The organism is Halomonas sp. KG2, from assembly GCA_030440445.1.
Classification (GTDB): domain Bacteria; phylum Pseudomonadota; class Gammaproteobacteria; order Pseudomonadales; family Halomonadaceae; genus Vreelandella.
In genome coordinates this window covers 2485126-2503663 of record CP098528.1, presented here as the reverse complement: position 1 = coordinate 2503663, position 18538 = coordinate 2485126, and the positions used below count along the sequence as shown (strand labels likewise).

The 18538-nt window shown below is 50.5% G+C and carries 15 protein-coding genes and 2 pseudogenes; 9 read left to right on the top strand and 8 right to left on the bottom strand.

Annotation, left to right across the window (positions count from 1 at the left end; translation table 11 throughout):
• From NDQ72_11750 to NDQ72_11725, 6 genes are all read right to left on the bottom strand, one after another.
• Nucleotides 1-1413, bottom strand: a complete 1413-nt coding sequence (locus tag NDQ72_11750; protein WKD26746.1) for an NAD(P)/FAD-dependent oxidoreductase — start codon at nucleotides 1411-1413, stop codon at nucleotides 1-3.
• A complete protein-coding gene (locus tag NDQ72_11745) occupies nucleotides 1410-1742 on the bottom strand; it encodes a (2Fe-2S)-binding protein (GenBank protein WKD26745.1) in 333 nt (110 codons plus the stop codon). Before NDQ72_11745 ends, NDQ72_11750 begins: the two co-directional genes overlap by 4 nt.
• Nucleotides 1720-2844, bottom strand: coding sequence for an FAD-binding oxidoreductase (locus NDQ72_11740; protein ID WKD26744.1), 1125 nt, complete (start codon nucleotides 2842-2844; stop codon nucleotides 1720-1722). The genes NDQ72_11745 and NDQ72_11740 overlap by 23 nt, the downstream gene beginning before the upstream one ends.
• 66 nt (nucleotides 2845-2910) lie before the next feature.
• Nucleotides 2911-3909, bottom strand: a complete 999-nt coding sequence (dctP, locus tag NDQ72_11735) for a TRAP transporter substrate-binding protein DctP (GenBank protein WKD26743.1) — start codon at nucleotides 3907-3909, stop codon at nucleotides 2911-2913.
• A gap of 52 nt (nucleotides 3910-3961) precedes the next feature.
• Nucleotides 3962-5260 (bottom strand): TRAP transporter large permease, encoded by a 1299-nt coding sequence (locus tag NDQ72_11730; GenBank protein WKD26742.1) that lies wholly within the window; start codon nucleotides 5258-5260, stop codon nucleotides 3962-3964.
• Nucleotides 5253-5819 (bottom strand): TRAP transporter small permease subunit, encoded by a 567-nt coding sequence (locus tag NDQ72_11725; protein ID WKD26741.1) that lies wholly within the window; start codon nucleotides 5817-5819, stop codon nucleotides 5253-5255. Before NDQ72_11725 ends, NDQ72_11730 begins: the two co-directional genes overlap by 8 nt.
• A 142-nt stretch (nucleotides 5820-5961) precedes the next feature.
• Here NDQ72_11725 and NDQ72_11720 point away from each other — a divergent pair, with 142 nt between their 5' ends.
• On the top strand, nucleotides 5962-6891 hold the full coding sequence (locus NDQ72_11720; protein WKD26740.1) for a LysR substrate-binding domain-containing protein: 930 nt from the start codon (nucleotides 5962-5964) through the stop codon (nucleotides 6889-6891).
• Between the two features lie 427 nt (nucleotides 6892-7318).
• On the opposite strand, the gene NDQ72_11715 is transcribed toward NDQ72_11720, so the two are convergent.
• The gene (locus NDQ72_11715) at nucleotides 7319-8209 is read right to left on the bottom strand and encodes a LysR family transcriptional regulator (protein ID WKD26739.1); all 891 of its coding nucleotides are present in this window, start codon (nucleotides 8207-8209) and stop codon (nucleotides 7319-7321) included.
• Nucleotides 8210-8370: 161 nt separating this feature from the next.
• Here NDQ72_11715 and NDQ72_11710 point away from each other — a divergent pair, with 161 nt between their 5' ends.
• From NDQ72_11710 to NDQ72_11685, 6 genes are all read left to right on the top strand, one after another.
• Nucleotides 8371-9237 (top strand): SDR family NAD(P)-dependent oxidoreductase, encoded by an 867-nt coding sequence (locus tag NDQ72_11710; GenBank protein WKD26738.1) that lies wholly within the window; start codon nucleotides 8371-8373, stop codon nucleotides 9235-9237.
• A complete protein-coding gene (locus NDQ72_11705; GenBank protein WKD26737.1) occupies nucleotides 9234-10073 on the top strand; it encodes an SMP-30/gluconolactonase/LRE family protein in 840 nt (279 codons plus the stop codon). Before NDQ72_11710 ends, NDQ72_11705 begins: the two co-directional genes overlap by 4 nt.
• Nucleotides 10074-10921: 848 nt before the next feature.
• The gene (locus NDQ72_11700; protein ID WKD26736.1) at nucleotides 10922-12883 is read left to right on the top strand and encodes a KAP family NTPase; all 1962 of its coding nucleotides are present in this window, start codon (nucleotides 10922-10924) and stop codon (nucleotides 12881-12883) included.
• Nucleotides 12883-13749: a hypothetical protein gene (locus NDQ72_11695; protein WKD26735.1), complete on the top strand. Its 867-nt coding sequence runs from the start codon at nucleotides 12883-12885 to the stop codon at nucleotides 13747-13749. The genes NDQ72_11700 and NDQ72_11695 overlap by 1 nt, the downstream gene beginning before the upstream one ends.
• A complete protein-coding gene (locus tag NDQ72_11690) occupies nucleotides 13746-15113 on the top strand; it encodes a hypothetical protein (protein ID WKD26734.1) in 1368 nt (455 codons plus the stop codon). The genes NDQ72_11695 and NDQ72_11690 overlap by 4 nt, the downstream gene beginning before the upstream one ends.
• Nucleotides 15113-15880, top strand: a complete 768-nt coding sequence (locus tag NDQ72_11685) for a TatD family hydrolase (protein WKD26733.1) — start codon at nucleotides 15113-15115, stop codon at nucleotides 15878-15880. Before NDQ72_11690 ends, NDQ72_11685 begins: the two co-directional genes overlap by 1 nt.
• Before the next feature lie 110 nt (nucleotides 15881-15990).
• Here NDQ72_11685 and NDQ72_11680 read toward each other — a convergent pair.
• Nucleotides 15991-16618, bottom strand: a pseudogene (locus tag NDQ72_11680) (tyrosine-type recombinase/integrase).
• 84 nt (nucleotides 16619-16702) lie between these two features.
• On the opposite strand from NDQ72_11680, the pseudogene NDQ72_11675 reads away from it, so the two are divergent.
• Together NDQ72_11675 and NDQ72_11670 are read left to right on the top strand one after the other, a co-directional pair.
• Nucleotides 16703-16786: pseudogene (locus NDQ72_11675) on the top strand (hypothetical protein).
• Nucleotides 16787-16995: 209 nt separating this feature from the next.
• A complete protein-coding gene (locus NDQ72_11670; GenBank protein WKD26732.1) occupies nucleotides 16996-18273 on the top strand; it encodes an IS3 family transposase in 1278 nt (425 codons plus the stop codon).
• Nucleotides 18274-18538 lie beyond the last annotated feature (265 nt).

Here is an 18538-nt window from a genome sequence, read left to right as displayed (position 1 = left end):
TCAGTCTGCAATGTCTGCAATGTCTGCAAGCTCACCGATTGTCAAGGGCTTAATTGGTGGGCGAAGGTGATAGTAGCCAACAGCATCGACAGGTTGATTAGTGCGCTCAGCGAGCACCTGAGAAACCGTCAGACCGCATAGGCGACCCTGGCAAGGCCCCATGCCAGCTCGGCAGAAAGCTTTGGCTTGGTTGGGTCCTTGGCAACCAGCGTCTGCGATGTGGCGCAGTTCACCTGCAGTGATTTCCTCGCAGCGACAGACAATAGTGTCATCTTCAGGAATAAGAAAAGTTCGGGCAGGTTGATAAAGCACATCCAGGAAAGGCCGTATGGCTTGGTGCGGTCTCAAGCGCCGCCGAAGGGGCGCCGCTCGTGTATCGCGCGCACTTTCCTCCAACTGCCCTAATTGATTGGCAATCTGCAATACTGAAATTCGTCCAGCTTCCTCAGCTGCCTGAGCACCGGCAATACCGCTTGAGTCACCTGCCACAAAGATGCCTGCCCTAGAGGTTTCACCCCAGAGGTCGACCTGGGGATGCCAGCAAAGCTGTTGCTCGTGCCAGTGGTGTTCAAGCTCTAACGCTCTTGTTAACTGCACATTGGGTACGACGCCTTGGTGGACCAGAAGTGAGCGACAATGTAACTCTTGATCAATCCCTTTGCGGCGATAGTACACCTTGCCTAAATGATCATCGTTACCTAGTTCGGCTCTAAGGCTTTCTACTCCAGTAATATATGGAATCCCCGAGCGCTTGAGTGAGCTCAGCAAGCCAACTCCTTTAAGAAGCAACTTGGGGTTACGCAGCGCACCAGGGATAAACCGTGCTGCATGAAGGTAGTTTGCGCGGGGGGTGGTATCCAGTACCGCTTCGATAGCAACACCTGCATTAGACAACTGGCTAGCTATCAACAGCAAAAGAGGGCCACTGCCAGCCAGCACCAGAGGTGCCGGTGGCACCAGGGCGCTACTCTTGAGCAGTACTTGAGCGGCGCCGCAGGTCATGACACCCGGAAGCGTCCAGCCCGTAAACGGCACTGGCCGCTCCTGGGCGCCAGTCGCAATCAGTAATCTACGGGCACGGATCTGTCGGCTACGGCCATGATAGGAAACATTTAGCGTTAGATTTTCCTCGACATCCCATACCGAGGTGCTAGGAAGGTAGTCGATGTGTGATGCCTGCATGGCTTCTAGTAGGAGCCGGCCCTTGTAGTAGTCGCTACCAAGTACCCCCTTGTCAGCTAACGGTGCTCGCTCGATAGCTCTGTAGATTTGCCCGCCGGCTTCTTCTTGCTCATCGATCAAAACGGTGGCTAGCCCAAGTTGTCCCGCTTCAGCTGCAGCGGCCATTCCAGCTGGGCCTGCACCTATGATTGCAAGGTCATAGCAGTACTCGGCCATACTACGTTTATTCATGTTGCTGCCTCCTGCGGGAGAGCATGGATATCGCGGGCACCGAGTTGGCGGCGAATCTGCATCCCATCGCGAACTTTCACCATGCAGCCCTGCTGATTGGACACGCCATCTATATCCAGCAGGCATTCGAAGCATACGCCCATGAGGCAGTAGGGGGCTCGTGGGCTGCCGCTTGTCGGCGTCGTGCGAGACGGCACCAAACCCGCCATTAACACGACTGAGGCGGCGGTATCATGACTGTCTACTTTGATTGCCTGATCCTCTAAAAAGACTGTCACTGACTCACCTATACGCGTGGGCAAGCGTTCAAAGTGTGAAACGTTCGGCATGGAATACCTCAAAAGAAGAGTCGTATAGACCGCTGGCAATCGAGTCAGCCAGCGGACCTTCATGAAAGGCCGTCAAGGTGACGCCGCTGTGGCAAGTAACAAGGTGCGCACCAGGATAAGCCGTCGACGATTGATAGATTGGATAGCCATCCTGTGTCATGACGCGCAATGCGCCCCAAGCGCGAACCAGTTTCACATCGCGTAGCAAAGGGAACAGCCTGATTGCACGGTGGGCTATCTTTGCCATGACCTTGGTAGTAGTTCCACTGTCGAAGCCCACGTCTTCTTTGGAGTCACCGATCTGGAGGGTACCCTCGCCAGTCTGGCGAACATGCCCGGTTGGATAGTTAAGGAAGGGGCGAACCCGTTCGCCCACGAGCACTTGTCCACGGTTGGGCAACAATGGTGCAGACAGGCCAACTTGGGGAGCCAGCTCACGATTACCTAGGCCGGCACACAGCACAACCCGAGCACACTCCCAGTCACCAGCACGCCCACGGATACGAAATCCTGCGGGGCGGGGGACAATAGTTTCCACCCGTCCAGTATTGTCAATGATGCCCCCTTGCATCTTGAAACGTTTCGTCATGGCACGCAGCAGCAGCAGTGGGTTTACGTGGCCATCTTCCGGGCACCAAGTGGCACCAGCCACTGTGTCTCCTACTTCTGGAATTTTTTCCCGAGCCTGCTTCAGATCCATTGTTTCGTAGGGGTAGTCTCCGCCTGCCGCTTCGCGCATTTTTTCCAGCATGCGTGTGCGGTCCTCAAGCTCTTGTTCTGTCAGGCAGAGGTACAATCCTCCACGCTGCTGAAGCTGAACATCGACTCCGGTGTAGTCCTCAATAGCTGCAGCGAAGGTGGGCCATAGCCGTGCGGATAGCCGAGTGATATCGGCATATTCCGGCAAGGTATCTCCTTTACCCTGTACCCACACCAAGCCAAAATTACCTCTTGAGGCACGCAACGCCACGTCACCTTCGTCGAGCACCGCGACATGCAATCCGTTGCGCTGCAAACCTAATGCGATTGCCATGCCAACCAGGCCGCCACCTATCACGCAGACGTCGGCGATACGCGCTCCTGGCGTCACTGTTTCTTTCATGGTGAATCCTTGCGTCGTTCCGGGTAACTCGGTGAGCCCGGCCGAGTGGCCGAGCTAGGAAGCGTATCAACGACCAGCGCGATCCAGCACATCGTTAGCCCATTCGCTACCGATATCGTCGAGAATTACGGGCCATACTGTCTCGCGAACGATTTCCGCATGCTCGGCGATCTGCTCGTCCGACGTTGAGACAATGGTGGCACCCGCTTCTTCAAGAAGCTGCTCGTTACGATCCTGATCCGCCTCGGCCTTTTCCCAGCGATTTCTCTCGAAGCGCTCTGCTGCTGCGCTTAAGGCTTCTTGCTGATCTTCAGCCAAGCTTTCGTAGGCGGGTTGGCTAATCAATAGGTACCACATCTCGAAATGTGTGTTGAGCGGTAAGTAATACTGCGTAACATCTCGGAAAGAGGCGTAATAGCCCTCGGCTCCCGAGCCCATGATGCCGTCGACCACGCCAGTTTGGATGGCGGTAAAGGCGTCTGAAAAAGGTAAGGGAGAGCCGATATACCCGATGTTATCTGCCATCAGCTGGAAAGATTTCATCGGTGGCACACGCAGTCGGGCGCCTTTGTCAGCGGTAGGGTCGTTGGCATTATCCACTTCACTATTTAGTGCCACCCCACCGAAATAGACTGGCCATGCTCCTAGAACATGAATGCCCTGATCTGAGTAAAGTTCTTCGACAGTCTCACGCAAAGGAGCGCCAGCTGTGAACGTCTCTTCAGCGTCTTCCCAGTTCTGCACAAGATAAGGCAAGTAGGCTAACTGGAAGCGACGATCAACTTCCGATGACGGAGGCTGAATAGCCATATCCACCGAGCCGATGCTAAGACCTTCCTGCACCGTGGTGTAGTCGCCGAGAGCACTGGCAGGAAACAACCGGATACTAATTGCTCCATTGGTGGCTTCTGCTACGTCTGCTGCGAATGTGCGCGCATCATTATCGATGGCGGTTCCTTCGGGGCGTACATGCGATAACATCAGGTTGGCAGCTTCAGCCATCGTGCTTGCTGAAACCGATAAGGCGATAGCAGCCGTCAGAAACTTAATTGAAGGCATTTTCATTGTTTTCTCCACTTTTTTATTGCAGGTATCGTGCTCGATTTATTGGAATTGATCAGTAACCGAACAGGCTGGGTAGATATTCGGACAGGTCAGGCCAGGCTGAAACAAGTACCACCACTGGCAGATAACCAAACAGGATCAGTGTCATGGCGGGTTTGACTACTTCGGTGAACTTCACCTTGCCAATGCGGGCGCCGAGATAAAGGATGCTTGCGTAGGGTGGGGTTACGCCGCCCATGGCGGTGTTGACACCCATGATGGCAGCAAACTGAATGGGACTGACTCCCAAGGCTTCCATCAGAGGAAGTAGCAAAGGACCGGTCAGGATAATAGCGGTGATATCGTTGACTACCATGCCGATGCCGAAAAGCATCAGATTGATAAGCAGTAATAAAAGGAACTTGTTGTCAGTAACCGCGAAGATCATCTCGACCAAGGCTTGGGGAATACCTTCCCGTACAAACAGCTGACTGAGTATCAAGCTGAACAGGATCATGATCAGGATGGCACCAATGGAGGTAGCGGACTCCTTGCCTGACTCAAGCAGCGTCTTCCAGGTTAGGCCACGATAGATCATGAAACCTACTGGTACGGCGTAAATAACAGCAACTGCAGCGGCCTCGGTAGGCGTCATGATGCCACCGTAAATACCACCTAGAATTATCACTGGCATTAGTAGTGCTGGTAGTGCATGAAACGTGCGTCGACCGGCATCACGAATTCGCTTGTCGAATGCCATTGGTTCGTCAAGCACCAGATCGAATTTGCGCGACATAAACATGTTGACAGCACAGAACAGAAACATGATCAGGAGGCCTGGGCCTAACGTTGCCAGGAAGCTTGCTAAGATAGATGTGTCCGTAACCCATCCATAGACAATCATTGTGACGCTGGGAGGAATCAGTAAGCCCAGAATCGAGGAGTTTGCAATCAGCGCTGTCGCGTAGGCTCGGGGATATCCTTTGCGCTCCATTTCAGGAATGAGAATGGGGCCAATAGCCGCAATTCCCGTTAGACCGCTTCCGGAAATAGCGCCAATGATGGCGCAACTAATTGTTGCCATTACACCCAAGCCGCCACGAACCCGTCCCACGAAGATGTTGACGAACCTGAGAAGACTGGAGGCAATGCCACTAACGCTCATCAATGTTCCAGCAAAGACGAAGAGTGGGATTGCCAGGAGTATCGGGTTGGTGAGCTGGCTGAATCCCCACATCATCATACCGCGCATTGTCGACTCGCCGATCATGGTCATGACCATGAGAGCCGCACCGAAGCAGTAGGGTAGGGGGACTCCTAGGGTCAGCAACACGATCAGCACAGCAAATGCAAGAAGTGCTATCTCAATCATGATTTTTATCCTTGTTATTATCGGCCAAAACCTTGAATTCCTGAACTTCAGCAGTTTCGGGATAATTGGGGTCACTAGGGGGATGGTCGGGCTTTTGGCGAATACCAAATAGGTAGCCGAGATTGCGCAGCAAGTGCCACAGAGTAAAAATAACCATTAGAACGAGACCGATTATTAGTGCGGACTCATAAATAATGGTTGGTATATAAAGGGTTGGAGTGCTTTTGCCTACCCGAGAGGCATAGCTGATGTAATCCCATGCCCAAGTAGTCAGCCAAATCGAGATAATCACGCTGAGCGCATCGGAAAAAGCCTGCAGATAACTTTTAGCACGATCAGTTTTCAAAAAAATATCTAGCACATTAGCTCTAATCTGAGTGTCTTCACGTGACGCATTGACACTGCCGAGCATATAAAGCCAAAGAGTAGGAATCAGCGTGGCTTCTTCAAGACCCATTACCGGCATCTCAAGCAGGTAACGAGTAATAACCTGAATAAACTGGCTACCTGCTACCAAAATGATAAGAAAAGTTAAGGTATAGCGAAAAAATCGTTCCATAGGGCCTTCTCGCGTGTTTTGTTTGTTTGCTAGGGCCGTAAAGCAGCTTCATCGACATCTTGGCTTTCGTGACGTATAACATCCAATCGTTTGTTTGTATTTATTGATAACATTATGTTGTTAACTATTTCGGAAATTGAACATGCCAAAGTTGACTTATCGGCAGATCGAAGCCTTTCGAGCAGTCATGATCAGTGGAACAACTAGGGGAGCAGCAGATATCCTTTATGTCTCCCAACCTGCAGTAAGCCGCTTGTTAACTGACTTCGAGGAGACTATTGGGGTTAAGATGTTTGAACGGCATCGGCGCAGGCTGGTTCCTACGCCGGAAGCGCGCTTCTTCTACGAGGAAGTGGAACGGGCCTTCGTCTCACTTGAAAAGCTATCTCGAGCTGCTGAAGAGCTGAGGGAGTTCCATCTGGGATCGCTGCGTATCGCTTCCATGCCTGCTGTGTCGCTGGAGTTTCTGCCAGCTTTGACCGACCAGTTCTGTCGACTACATCCCGGCGTGTCAGTCACCTTGCAGGTGCGCAGTACCCAGCAAGTAGCTGATCTAGTGGCCAGTCAGCACTTCGACCTAGGGGTAATCTCAGGCATAGAACTTAACGACCCGAGTATCGAAGCAAGCGTTCTCGCGGATAGCCGCTTGGTCTGTGTTCTACCGTCTGGGCATCGGCTAGCCGATCACAAGGATATTCGGCCGCGAGACCTTGAGGGCGAAATTTTTGTCTCACTAGGCTCAGAGCAGAGTATCCGCCACAAGATTGATAGTGTCTTCGAACACGAGAACGTCAGCCGACAACTAATGATCGAAACACAACTAGGGTTCGGTGCCTGCGCCTTCGTCCTGGCTGGCAGCGGTGTCTCATTAGTTGATCCTATTACTGCTTGGCACTATCAGCGCTTAGGTCTAATCGTAAAGCGTTTCGAGCCAAGAATTCCATATCGTTACAGTTTGATTTTACCTAAACAGAGAGGGCAGTCCGGCCTTACCAAGTCCTTTCTAGAACTGCTGAATAGCTCGCTGATAAAACTAGAAAAAGAAACTGGTGGTCTTTTTGAGAGACAGTGAGTTAATTTTTTATAGCGGGGTTGTGGTTCTCTCAAGATGGAAAACATTAGAAAGCTCCATCTAATCGGCTTTTGGCTTTTTCTACTTTGCCGAGTATAACCAGCAAGAGGGCTTTAGTCGTATCTATGAGGTCTGAAAACGCTCGAAAAAGCATTAAAAATTTAATCCCCTAGCTACTTATATAGCTTTTTCCTGTAAGACTGCTCTTGGCCGAAGACCAACATTACCAGTACCGCTAATGTCGGTTTTGATTATAGCCTTCTACATCCCACTCACCCTCATCACCTCTCGTTATCGCCTGCGTCTGATTTCCATTAGCGTGAGCCAGTCGCGGGTGTGGATGATGCCGGTGTAGACTCGTTCGCAGGCGAGAAGGGGGCTAGCTACAGATATCCAATGCCGTCAACATTTTGTGCGGGAAAGTATTTTATTGAGTCGAACGAATAAAGGCGTCAGCTGCAGGAGATAAATGGCGGTAACCCAACACGAGATCGAAGTGAGCTTCCGAACCCGGTAGCGAACGATAGCTGATACGGTCTGCCTGAAAGCCACTCATGCTTTCGGGAACAACGGAGACGCCGCTTCCTACGGCTACCAGAGACAGCACCGCATGCATCCCATATGCCTCTTGCGCCACTCTAGGAACAAAGCCTGCATTGGCGCAAAGGCGGATAACCTGCAGGTGAAAGCCACGCCCCTCCACCATTGGCCATAGAATGAAAGGTTCGTCAGAGAGGTCAGCAAGCGTCAGCGTTGGCCGACGACAGAGAGGATGACCTTTCGGGATAGCCATGCACAAGTGGTCACTATCGAAGCGTGTTTGCTCGATATCGTCAGCCTTGGCAAGCGGTGGAATCAAAACGCCCAGGTCGAGTGTTTCGTCGCGTAACGCATCAACCTGTGCGGCCGTCGTGAGCTCGCGTAGCTCAAGACGAACTTCTGGATGATTTGTCCGAAATTCACGAATGACATCAGGCAGTCGCCCATAAAGCGAACTTCCCACATAGCCTAGGCGTACTAAACCTGATCTGCCTGCTGCAACATCTTGCGTCGCGGTGACCGCTTGCTCTGCTCGTCGAAGTGTCTCGTAGGCTTCCTCAAGGAATCGCCTGCCCGCAGGGGTTAAGCCAAGCACACGTTTTCCGCGTTCTATAAGAGTGACATTGATATCGCCCTCCAGCTTGCGGATCGCACTGGTAAGCGGGGGTTGCGACATGTTCAAGCGCGCAGCAGCTCGGTGAAAGTGTAACTCTTCCGCCACTGCCACAAACTGCGCCATGGCGCGTAAGGTGATGCGCGTTTTGGTGTCATTCGTCATGCTGCAACTCCGAATAGGCCATTAGTGACTTAACAGATCAGCTATTTATTTAGCGCCGTAATATTAAAAATATATCAAAAGATCATATTATTAGTATTTTATATATTGAATTTCCCCTTTCATACTTTTGCCTCGTATCCACAGAAAGCAAGGAGTATGAAATGGTGCGCTTTGATGGGCAGGTGGTGCTGATTACCGGAGCAGGTCGTGGGCTGGGTTTAGCATATGCCCGGTGTGTTGCACGCCTTGGGGCAACGGTGCTGCTGCAGGATAATGGTGCCAATTCTGCGGGGCATGGAACCGATCCGCAGGTGGCGGAGCAAGCCGCCGAGCAACTCCGGTTGGAAGGTCTGGATGCAAGAGCCGTCTTGGTGGATATTGGGTCACGTGAAGGCTGCCATGCACTCGTACGCAGTGTTCTGATGACCAACGGACGATTGGATGCGCTGATTCATAATGCAGGGTGGGTCGCCTACAACAACATTGACGCTATAGAGGAGAGCGCCTTCGACCACATGATGGCCGTCGCCGCCAAGGCGCCGCTTTGGCTCGCACAGGCAGCTTGGCCTGCGATGAAAACAGCGGGCTATGGCCGTATCGTCATGACTACGTCTTGTCGGGCACTCTTTCCGCAGTATGTTCAGAGCGGGCTTGCTTCCTACGCAGCTGCCAAGCTGGCGGTAGTGGGAATCATGAATGTGCTGACTGCCGAAGGCCAACAGGATGGGATTATCGTCAATGTGGTTTCCCCCGTTGCCAAGACACGCATGTGGGGAGTCGAGGGGGAGCCAGACGAACTGCGCCCCTCTGATGTTGCGCCAGGCGTGGCATATCTTGCCTCTTCACAATGCGCAGAGGGTGGCTGGATACTGCGTGCCGCGAACGGTCAGTTTCATGCCACCAAAGCACTGGAAGCAGAGGGAGTTGACTATCCGCGTGATCTGCGTGCAGTTGGTGCCTCGACAGCGGATGAGGTAGCGGCGAACTGGGTACTGATAGCTGTTCCTAGCATAGAGCCCCGTTCATGAGCGAGGTGGCCTTTGCCAGTCAAGCCGTGCTGGGAGAGTCGCCGGTCTGGAGCGCTTCCACTAATCGGCTGCTATGGGTAGATGCCCTGGGTGCCTCACTCAATCTATTCGATCCAATAACGGGCCAAAATGATGTCTATGCGATGCCCAGCCCGTTGGGCTTTGTCGCGGAGACATCGGCTGGCCAGTGGATCGTCGGCATCGGTTGCCATGTTGAGCGAGTCAGTAGGTCAGGTGATCGGCAGAGAATAGCGACCGCGCTGCATGGCAAAGTAGGATATCGGTTTAATGATGCTACCCTCGACCCGTTCGGTCGCCTGTGGGTGGGCCTGATGAATGAAGCGCTAAAAGAGGATTCGGGCTATCTCTATCGGCTTGACCCTGATGGCGCGTGGTACACGGTCGATTCGGGATTCACGCTCATTAATGGCATTGACTGGAGCCGTGATAGGAGCACGCTCTACGTGACTGACTCCCGCAAGGGTGTCATCTACGCCTATGATCACGACCCCTTATCCGGCGAGGTTAAAAATCGGCGCCCCCTGATCCTTATTAACCCTCATCAAGGCAAACCGGATGGGCTAACGGTGGATAGAGAGGGATGCCTACTCAGTGTTCTTTTTGATGGCGCTGCTATCGCCCGGATATCTCCAGAGGGGTATATTGCCAGTACGATTGCGCTCCCCGTCCCGCGCCCAACCAGCTGTGCCTTTGATGTAACGGGCCAACACCTCTACGTTACCTCTGCACGGCTTGGTTTATCCAAAAGCGAAATAGCAAGAGCGCCCGCCTCTGGGGCGCTGCTTCGAATTGACTATCAACAGGTGACGGGATGAATTGTCGACTAACCTTCATTAAATAATAGGGAGGTCGCAGGTACGCGTTGGCCAAAAGCGCATCGCGCATCGTCTGCCCCTCATTAAAGCGATTATGAGCACTGTTCAAAAATTACCCGGCTGCTCCATGATAACGAGGACGGTATCAAGCAGCGCTAGTTTATCGGTCCTCACGTCAATGTATGCTGCAGCTATGGCGCTGGCAAATTTGTGGAACCTTAGCTGGCTGGAACGCTGCAGCGAGACTAACTGTGAAAGCCAAGAGTATTCAGCTCAGTTTGGTGCAGTACCACCCTAGCCAAGATGCATTAAACGGTAGCGTAGAGGCGATGAATGACCTAGGTCATGAAGTGTCCACTATCGACTAAAAACCTAAGTGCTCAAAGTGGGCTAAATATAATTTAACTGCTAGGATCGAAGCAGTAGAGCGACAAAAGCCGCAGGGAATAATCTAATGCCAAATGTTCCATGTATTGAGCTTCACCCTAATAGCCAACGCGTGCAGGCGCATGTTGATGTTACGCTAATCGCCGACCCTGCCAATGCGGTGACTTTTTTCGCTGGGTGAGCGCTAGGTATCGCCTGAAGCTACAAGCAGCCGATTGAATGCATAGAGGCGATAGCAGGGAAGGTGACCTTTTATAAGGAAGTGATTGAATGACTGTTTTCGACCCAAAGCGGACTTTAGGAAAATATCTGCCAAGATTGTCATGGCTATCCCTTCTTTAACAAAAAGTATGTTTAAGAGAATGGTGTTCCTTCTAAATAGAGAATTTTGTTTGTAACTGTTTATGATAGGAAAGGCGACGTAGAAGGTAGTTAGCTCATGAAGAGTAAAATAATTAAATATGATTTTAGGGGAAAAAATGCTCCTGACTGACAACGAAACAAAGGTTGATCTTCTTAATAATGAAGCAATAGCTAGTACTATCATAGAATTGCTCCAATCGCGACCTAATCACCCTATAACCATTGGCGTCCATGGAGATTGGGGGGCTGGTAAGTCCAGTGTGCTAGAAATGGTTGAGTCAGGCCTAGATGGTAATGACGAAGTATTGTGTCTCAAGTTCAATGGTTGGAGATTTCAGGGCTTTGAAGATGCCAAAATCGCACTAATCGAAGGCATAGTATCAGGGTTAATTAAGAAGCGTCCTGCATTAACAAAAGCTGCAGGTGCTGTTAAAGAAGTATTCCAATGTATTGATTGGTTAAAACTTGCAAAGCGGGCTGGCGGTCTTGCAGTTACTACTTTTACCGGAATTCCATCGAAGGATCAAATCCAGTCTCTAGTAGGCTCGCTCGAATCTATGGTAGGTGCTCCTGGAGAGCTAGCGACAAAAGAGAACCTTTTGACAGCTATCGAAGAGACTAAAGGTGTCTTAAAGCCCGGTGAGATAAAGAATGTCCCTGAAGAGGTAGAAGCGTTTCGGAAAGCTTTTGATGACCTGCTTAAGGAAGCAGGAATTAAGCAACTTATTGTCCTAGTTGATGATCTTGATCGCTGTCTACCCGATACAGCCATTGAGACCCTTGAGGCTATTAGGCTGTTTGTGTTCACCTCACGGACTGCGTTTGTTGTCGCAGCTGACGAAGCTATGATCGAATACGCAGTGCGCAAGCACTTTCCTGATTTGCCGGATAGCACTGGCCCGAGAGATTATGCTCGTAATTACCTAGAGAAGCTCATTCAGGTACCGATCCGCATCCCTGCTCTGGGTGAAACAGAAACACGTATCTACGTGACGTTATTATTGGTTGGCGTCGACCTTGGAGAAACAGACGCTGGTTATGCAAAACTGATTGACGCGGCCAGGGAGCAGTTAAAGCGCCCTTGGGTGAGTAGTGGATTGGATGGGGCAATCATTCGAAATGCGTTGGGTGACAGTGCTAAAAAAGCAAACAACGCTCTTATCCTAAGCGATCAGATTGGTCCTATCCTCGCCAGTGGAACCAAGGGAAATCCGCGACAAATAAAACGCTTTCTCAACACGTTGCTGTTGCGGGAGCGCACGGCAATCGCCAGAGGCTTTGGTGAGGATATCAAGCTTCCCATTCTAGCAAAGCTAATGCTAGCCGAACGGTTTATACCCAAACTGTTCGAGCAGATTGCTTATGTCTCTGCAACTCACCCAAAGGGCCAATGTGAAGACCTTGGATTACTCGAAGAAAGTTTAAAAACTGTGGCTACAGATGAGAAGCCCATTGATGATAAAGGTGCAGAAGATTTTCAAGAAATATCGCCACAGCCTGAAACAGCAGTGCTTGCTGAGTGGAAAGCCAGTGAGGTAGTAAGAGAGTGGGCACTTTTAAAACCAGCTTTAGCGGGAGTCGATATCCGGCCTTATCTTTTCGTGACCAAGGATAAGAAGGATTACTTCGGTCCAGTATCGGTTTTGGGTCATTTGTCTGCTGTGGTAGATAAGCTTTTTGGTGGAAAGATGGTTGTACAGGGTTTTGAGGCAGAGCTTAAACAGCTTGCCCAGCCTGAGGCAGATAAGGTGTTCGAGGCAGTGCGTGGCAGGATTGTGAGTGCTGGGGAATTCAGTACAAAGCCTGAAGGTATTGACGGTCTTATTGTACTTGTAAAAGCTCAGCCTGGCTTGCAGGGCCCTCTGTTGGATTTTCTGGAATCGTTACCCAAGGATAAATGTGGCCCCTGGGTTGTCGGTGGATGGCAAGGTGCAATCAAAGACCAGGGGCCTAATGCACGTTTAACAGCTCTGTTAGGTAACTGGAGTAAAGTTACTAACAATAAATTCTTGAAAGCAGCGGCTGAGAGGGCGCTCAGTCAACCAAAAGGAAGTCGTTGATGGGTACTTCAACAGCATATGGTGGACCAGGGGGTGGTACCCCTTTAATTCCTTCTTGGTTGGGTGATCCTGAAACAGGATCTGAGCCTGACGTAGATCAAAACGGACCACCTGCACCGGATTTAGTTAATCCACCTACCCCTCCTGATAAACCTCCAATTTCGAAGGCTGCAGATCCTCAGCGCTTTTCCGGTGCTCGTAGCAACTTCACGAGGTTTGCAGTATCTGGTGGTAATGATCGAGCCAGTCTTGGTCGTGCGGTTTCTCGGTATGTTTCCACATCCTCAGGAGGCGCTCGTCAAGCTGCACAGCGCATGGGGGCTTCACGAGGAGCAGGAGCGCGACTTCTTGGATTCCTAGCAGATGCTAATGCTAGGGGGATGCGGGAGGCGTTGCTGGAGCTCAATTTAGGCTCCATGGCTGGACGTCCGATATCAGAAGTTTTCGTTGCTTTGGCAGATCACATTTGTCCAGGGGCGGGCACTGTTGATGAAGGAATAGCACGTGAAGCATATATTGAGACGATTATTGACCTGGCTGGCGAAGGCCTAGCGGATCTAGATGCTTTTACGTCCGAGCAAATGGATACGGTTTTTGAGCTTTATGCCACACATGCGATCGAAGCACGAATTTGCAATGATATTGGCACTAAAGTTGTCACAATGCCATCAAATGCACGAGTCGCGCATCAAGTTGAAAAGCAGTTGCGCGACTTTATTCGCGGAGCAGTAAGTGATGCACTTATCAGAACGCAGGAGAGTGCGCCAAACATGGCTCAGAATCATGTTTTGACTTTTGTTGACTCTGTATACGAATCTGCTTTTTCGATTTTACAGTCTCTGGGTGATGCGGAGGCTGACCAATGAAACGACAATTACTAGCAGGCCGGTTCGGAGAAGATGACAAGTTAGATGTTCCCGTGGGAAGGGATGAGCAGAGAACTTACTTACAATTCGTTGCAGGAGAAAAATCGCTAGATCACGGTATCGGAAGCGCTTTATCAAGCCTGACGAAACTTGGTATCTATCCCACTGAAATAGGACTGGATTTGTTGGTTTTGGCTGCACATGTTCATGCTGCTGATACTCGAATTTCACGCGAACAACAATCACAAGATTCTTGGACTCGGGAAATTCGCCTCGTAGTGCCAGTGAGTGACCCGGACAGATGGGGTGCTGCTACGTCAGTACTAAAAAATATGTTGGACTTTTTGACTGGTGACCGATGGGAGTTTGGTTTTAGAAAACGTCCATCTCGTTTCCAGTCTATTGTAGAGCAGCAAGGAACAGATCTTTTTTCTCATCCTTTTGATGCGCTAAGCCTATTTTCTGGGGGGCTTGATAGCCTGATTGGAGCGATTGATTTATTGGAAAACGGGAGCACACCGTTATTGATCAGCCATTCTGGCGACGGTGCTTCAAGTGATGCTCAGAATAAACTGGTTTCAGGCCTGAATGAACGTTACAAAAAGGTTTCTTTTGATCGCTTACGAGTGGGGATGACCTTTAAGCAGGATTTGATAAAAGGAGTTAGTTCGGAGGACAGCACAAGAGGACGATCTTTTTTATTCTTTGCGTTGGGAGTTTTTGCAGGAACAGGTTTTGGACGGCACTTTACACTTCGTGTCCCTGAGAATGGGCTTATTGCACTAAACGTACCCTTAGACCCTTTGCGACTTGGCTCTAACAGTACACGAACAACTCACCCTTACTACATGTCTCGCTGGAATGACTTTCTAAAAATAATGAATGTAAATGGAGAGGTACGGAATCCTTATTGGGATAAAACGAAGGGAGAAATGGCTTCATGCTGTCAAAACACTAGTTTACTTAAACAGCTAGCTGAGAACTCATTGTCGTGCTCCTCTCCTACGAAAGGTCGTTGGCAGGGTCTTGGAATTGAACATTGTGGCTATTGTCTTCCTTGTATAATTCGACGAGCCTCATTGGAATCTGCGTTTGGCCCTAAAAATGATGGTACTCAATACACTATACTTGATTTGGAAGCGCAAGCGCTGGATACCCGCAAAGCAGAGGGAGTGCAGATTAGGTCATTTCAGTACGCGATTGAGAGGTTAAAAAAACGGCCACAACTTGCAAATCTATTGATTCATAAACCTGGTTCGCTCGCTGATGAAGCAGACAATTTAGATGAACTTGCTAATGTTTATCGCCGCGGACTTGCAGAAGTCAGCCAATTCATCTCTGGTGTACAAACTAGGCCGAAATAATGGTTGAAAGTAATATAGCTAAAAAGGGGTTAGTGGACTTCCATTGCCATCTTGACCTTTATCCAGATCATGAGAAGGCCGTTCTACAAGCGGAATTAGCTGGGATATTCACTCTTTCGGTCACAACAACACCACGAGCTTGGCCTCGTAATAATGAGTTGGCAAAGAAGACAAAGCACGTACGTGCAGCGCTAGGGTTGCATCCTCAATTAGTAGCTGAGCACGAAGCTGAAATAGCGATTTGGGATAGTCTTCTCGCTGAAACTCGATACATTGGTGAAGTGGGCCTTGATGCAGGCCCACGTTTTTACAAGTCGATGGATGCTCAAAAGAGAGTTTTTCGACATGTATTAAAGCGATGTGCGGAAGCAGGAGACAAGATCCTTTCCATCCATAGTATAAGAACATCTAAATTGGTTCTGGACTATGTGGAGGAGTTCTTGCCTGCTGGAAAAGGAAAAGTTGTCCTTCACTGGTTCTCAGGCACAAAAAAAGAAGTGCAGCGAGCAGTTAAGCTGGGTTGCTATTTTTCAGTTAACTCAACGATGTTAGCAAGCGAGCGAAATCTTCCTATAATTATGGAAATACCTATGGAGAGGATGCTAACCGAAACTGATGGCCCTTTTACGGAGTCATTTGGTAGGCCATCAGTACCGTCCGATGTAGCTTATGCAATAGATTCTATTAGTCGTTTGCGTAAAAAGCAGCCGACTGAACTTGCTTCGATTGTTCGCACCAATCTGAAGGAGCTTCTAACAGAGACATGAGCTGTAAATACCTTCATCAACCTCATGAATTTTTGGTTCATGAAATTAGTTATTAAAGTCCGCTCTTGGCCGGGCAACGACGGCCCGAAATAGGCCGTCGTTTACACTCATCAAACTTCTGTCTGTTCTGCCATTTCCAACGCGTCATCTACCTCTATCCCTAGATACCTGACGGTGCTTTCAGGCTTCGTATGACCCAGGAGCAGTTGCACTGCCCTCAAGTTTTTCGTGGCGACGGTATATCAGCGAAGCTTTCGTACGACGCATCGTGTGCGTGCCATAAATTGATGCATCTAGACCTATTTCGGTAACCCAAGCTTTGACAATACGGGCATATTGGCGCGTTGAGAGATGCTTTGCGCTATTGATTCGGCTGGGAAATAAGAAGTCTTCGTTTCGGAGCTGAGCCAGCTGTATCCAGTCAATAATAGCGATGCGCGTTTGCTCGGTTATTTCGAACTGGACAGGTCGATGCGTTTTTTGCTGCATCACGATCGCTCGTGGGGATATACACGCACCACGAGCTATATCCCGTACTCGTAAATTGACGAGGTCGCAGCCTCGTAATTTGCTATCGATGGCTAAATTGAAGAGGGCGAGGTCTCTCGTCTTTTTGGCAAGCTGTAGACGAACACGGATGGCCCAGATATCTCGAAGACGCAGAGGCGCTTTCTGATCAACCAACTGGCCTTTATTCCAAGGTGTAGGTGTACAGGAGATTTCAGTCAAAACGTTCATGGAATGTTCCCCCCTCTGTCAGCCTAGTTGTCCGGTTGGCGATATCGCCTAAACTCAGTCCAGAGGGAGCGGTATGGAATTCATGTGCCACGTTATTCTGAAGAGCGTAAAGCCGCCATCCTGAAAAAGTTATTGCCGCCCCACAATCGCAGTGTGGCGTCGGTAGCAACGGAAGAAGGCATCTCCAACGCGACGCTGTATAGTTGGTTAAAACAGTGTCGAGAAAAAGGAGTGCCTGTGCCGGGTTACACCCAAGGCGACAACGAATGGTCACCTGACGCCAAGCTAGCCGTTGTCATCGAAACCGCGACGATGTCAGAAACAGAGCTTGGCGCTTACTGTCGTGAAAAAGGCCTTTATCCCGAGCAAATCCAGCAATGGAAAGCCGCTTGTCTCGAAGGAGCTGGTCGGCAAGAAGAGCAGGCAAAAGCAGCGCAGAAACAGCGCAAAGAAGACCGAAAGACCATCAAGCAGCTCAAAGCGGAAGTACGGCGCAAAGACAAGGTGCTGGCAGAAACAACGTCGTTGCTGGTGCTTTCAAAAAAGCTCGAAGCCTTGTACGGCGAGGATCCGGACAGCGGCGAGGACGACTAACGCCTCTAAAGGAACGTGCAAGGCTCATCGCGCTATTTGACGAAGCGGTTATGGGTGGCGCGTCCCGTTATCAAGCGGCTGCCGTGATCGGCATAAGCGAACGCACACTGAAGCGGTGGCGATCTGAGCGCGGCGCTATTGTCGAGGATCAGCGTCCACATGCAGGGCAACACAGGCAGCCGCATCAGCTGACGCATGAGGAAGAGCAAGCCATTTTGAACACGTGCCATCGCCCCGAGTATCAGAGCTTGCCGCCGTCTCAAATCGTTCCTTTATTGGCCGACGAAGGCGTCTATCTGGCCTCCGAATCGTCGTTTTATCGGGTCTTGAAAAAGCATCATCAGCAGCACCATCGTGGCCGTATGAAACCACGTCGTTCAGTCCCCGAGCCGACTAGCTTTACGGCTACAGGGCCAAACCAGGTCTGGAGCTGGGACATCAGTTATTGTGCCTCCGTTGTGCGAGGTCAGCACTGGTATCTTTACCTGATCATGGATATCTACAGCCGCAAAATCATTGCTTGGGAAGTCCACGACACGGAATCGGGCGAGTTGGCTAAACAGCTTTTGGAACGTGCCTTGCTGCGAGAAGGTTGCTGGCATCAGCCGCCAGTACTGCACTCTGATAACGGAGCACCGATGACCTCCTATACGCTCAAAGCGAGGCTAACAGAGCTGGGCATGTTGATGTCTTACAGTCGGCCGAGAGTAAGCAATGATAACCCTTACTCGGAAGCGCTGTTCCGTACCGTCAAATACTGTCCAGCGTGGCCCACCAAGGGCTTCGCATCGCTGGGCGCGGTACGAGAATGGATGCTAGCGTTCGAGCGGGCTTACAACGAACAGCACCTGCACAGTGGCATCCAGTATGTCACGCCAGCGGACCGTCATCGCGGCGTAGACCAAGAGCGCCTGGAACGCCGGAACGCGGTATACCAACGTGCGAAGCAGCGACATCCGCAACGCTGGTCGGGCCACACTCGAAACTGGGAAGTCACCGGCCCAGTCTCGCTTAACCCGGGAAAAATGCACGAAATCGAGCGTAATCAACAGGCTGCTTAAGCGCAGCCATTTGGACAACTGGGTTGAAAATCACCGGTTCCTCCATCGGGTGGAGGTCAAAGGATGGCTCAATTCACGCTCGTCATGTGCTAAGGTTAATTTAAACTCGGTGGTCGACCCAAAGCTAACATGCAGGAAACTGCAGGAATGCGAATTTTGGATATATAGCGTAGATTCAGTTAGTAGGTTTGTGGTTTAAAGGGCTCGCGAGAGCCTTGGTTGGCTGCATTTTTCAAAAACGTGCCGGCAAGTTGATCCAATGATA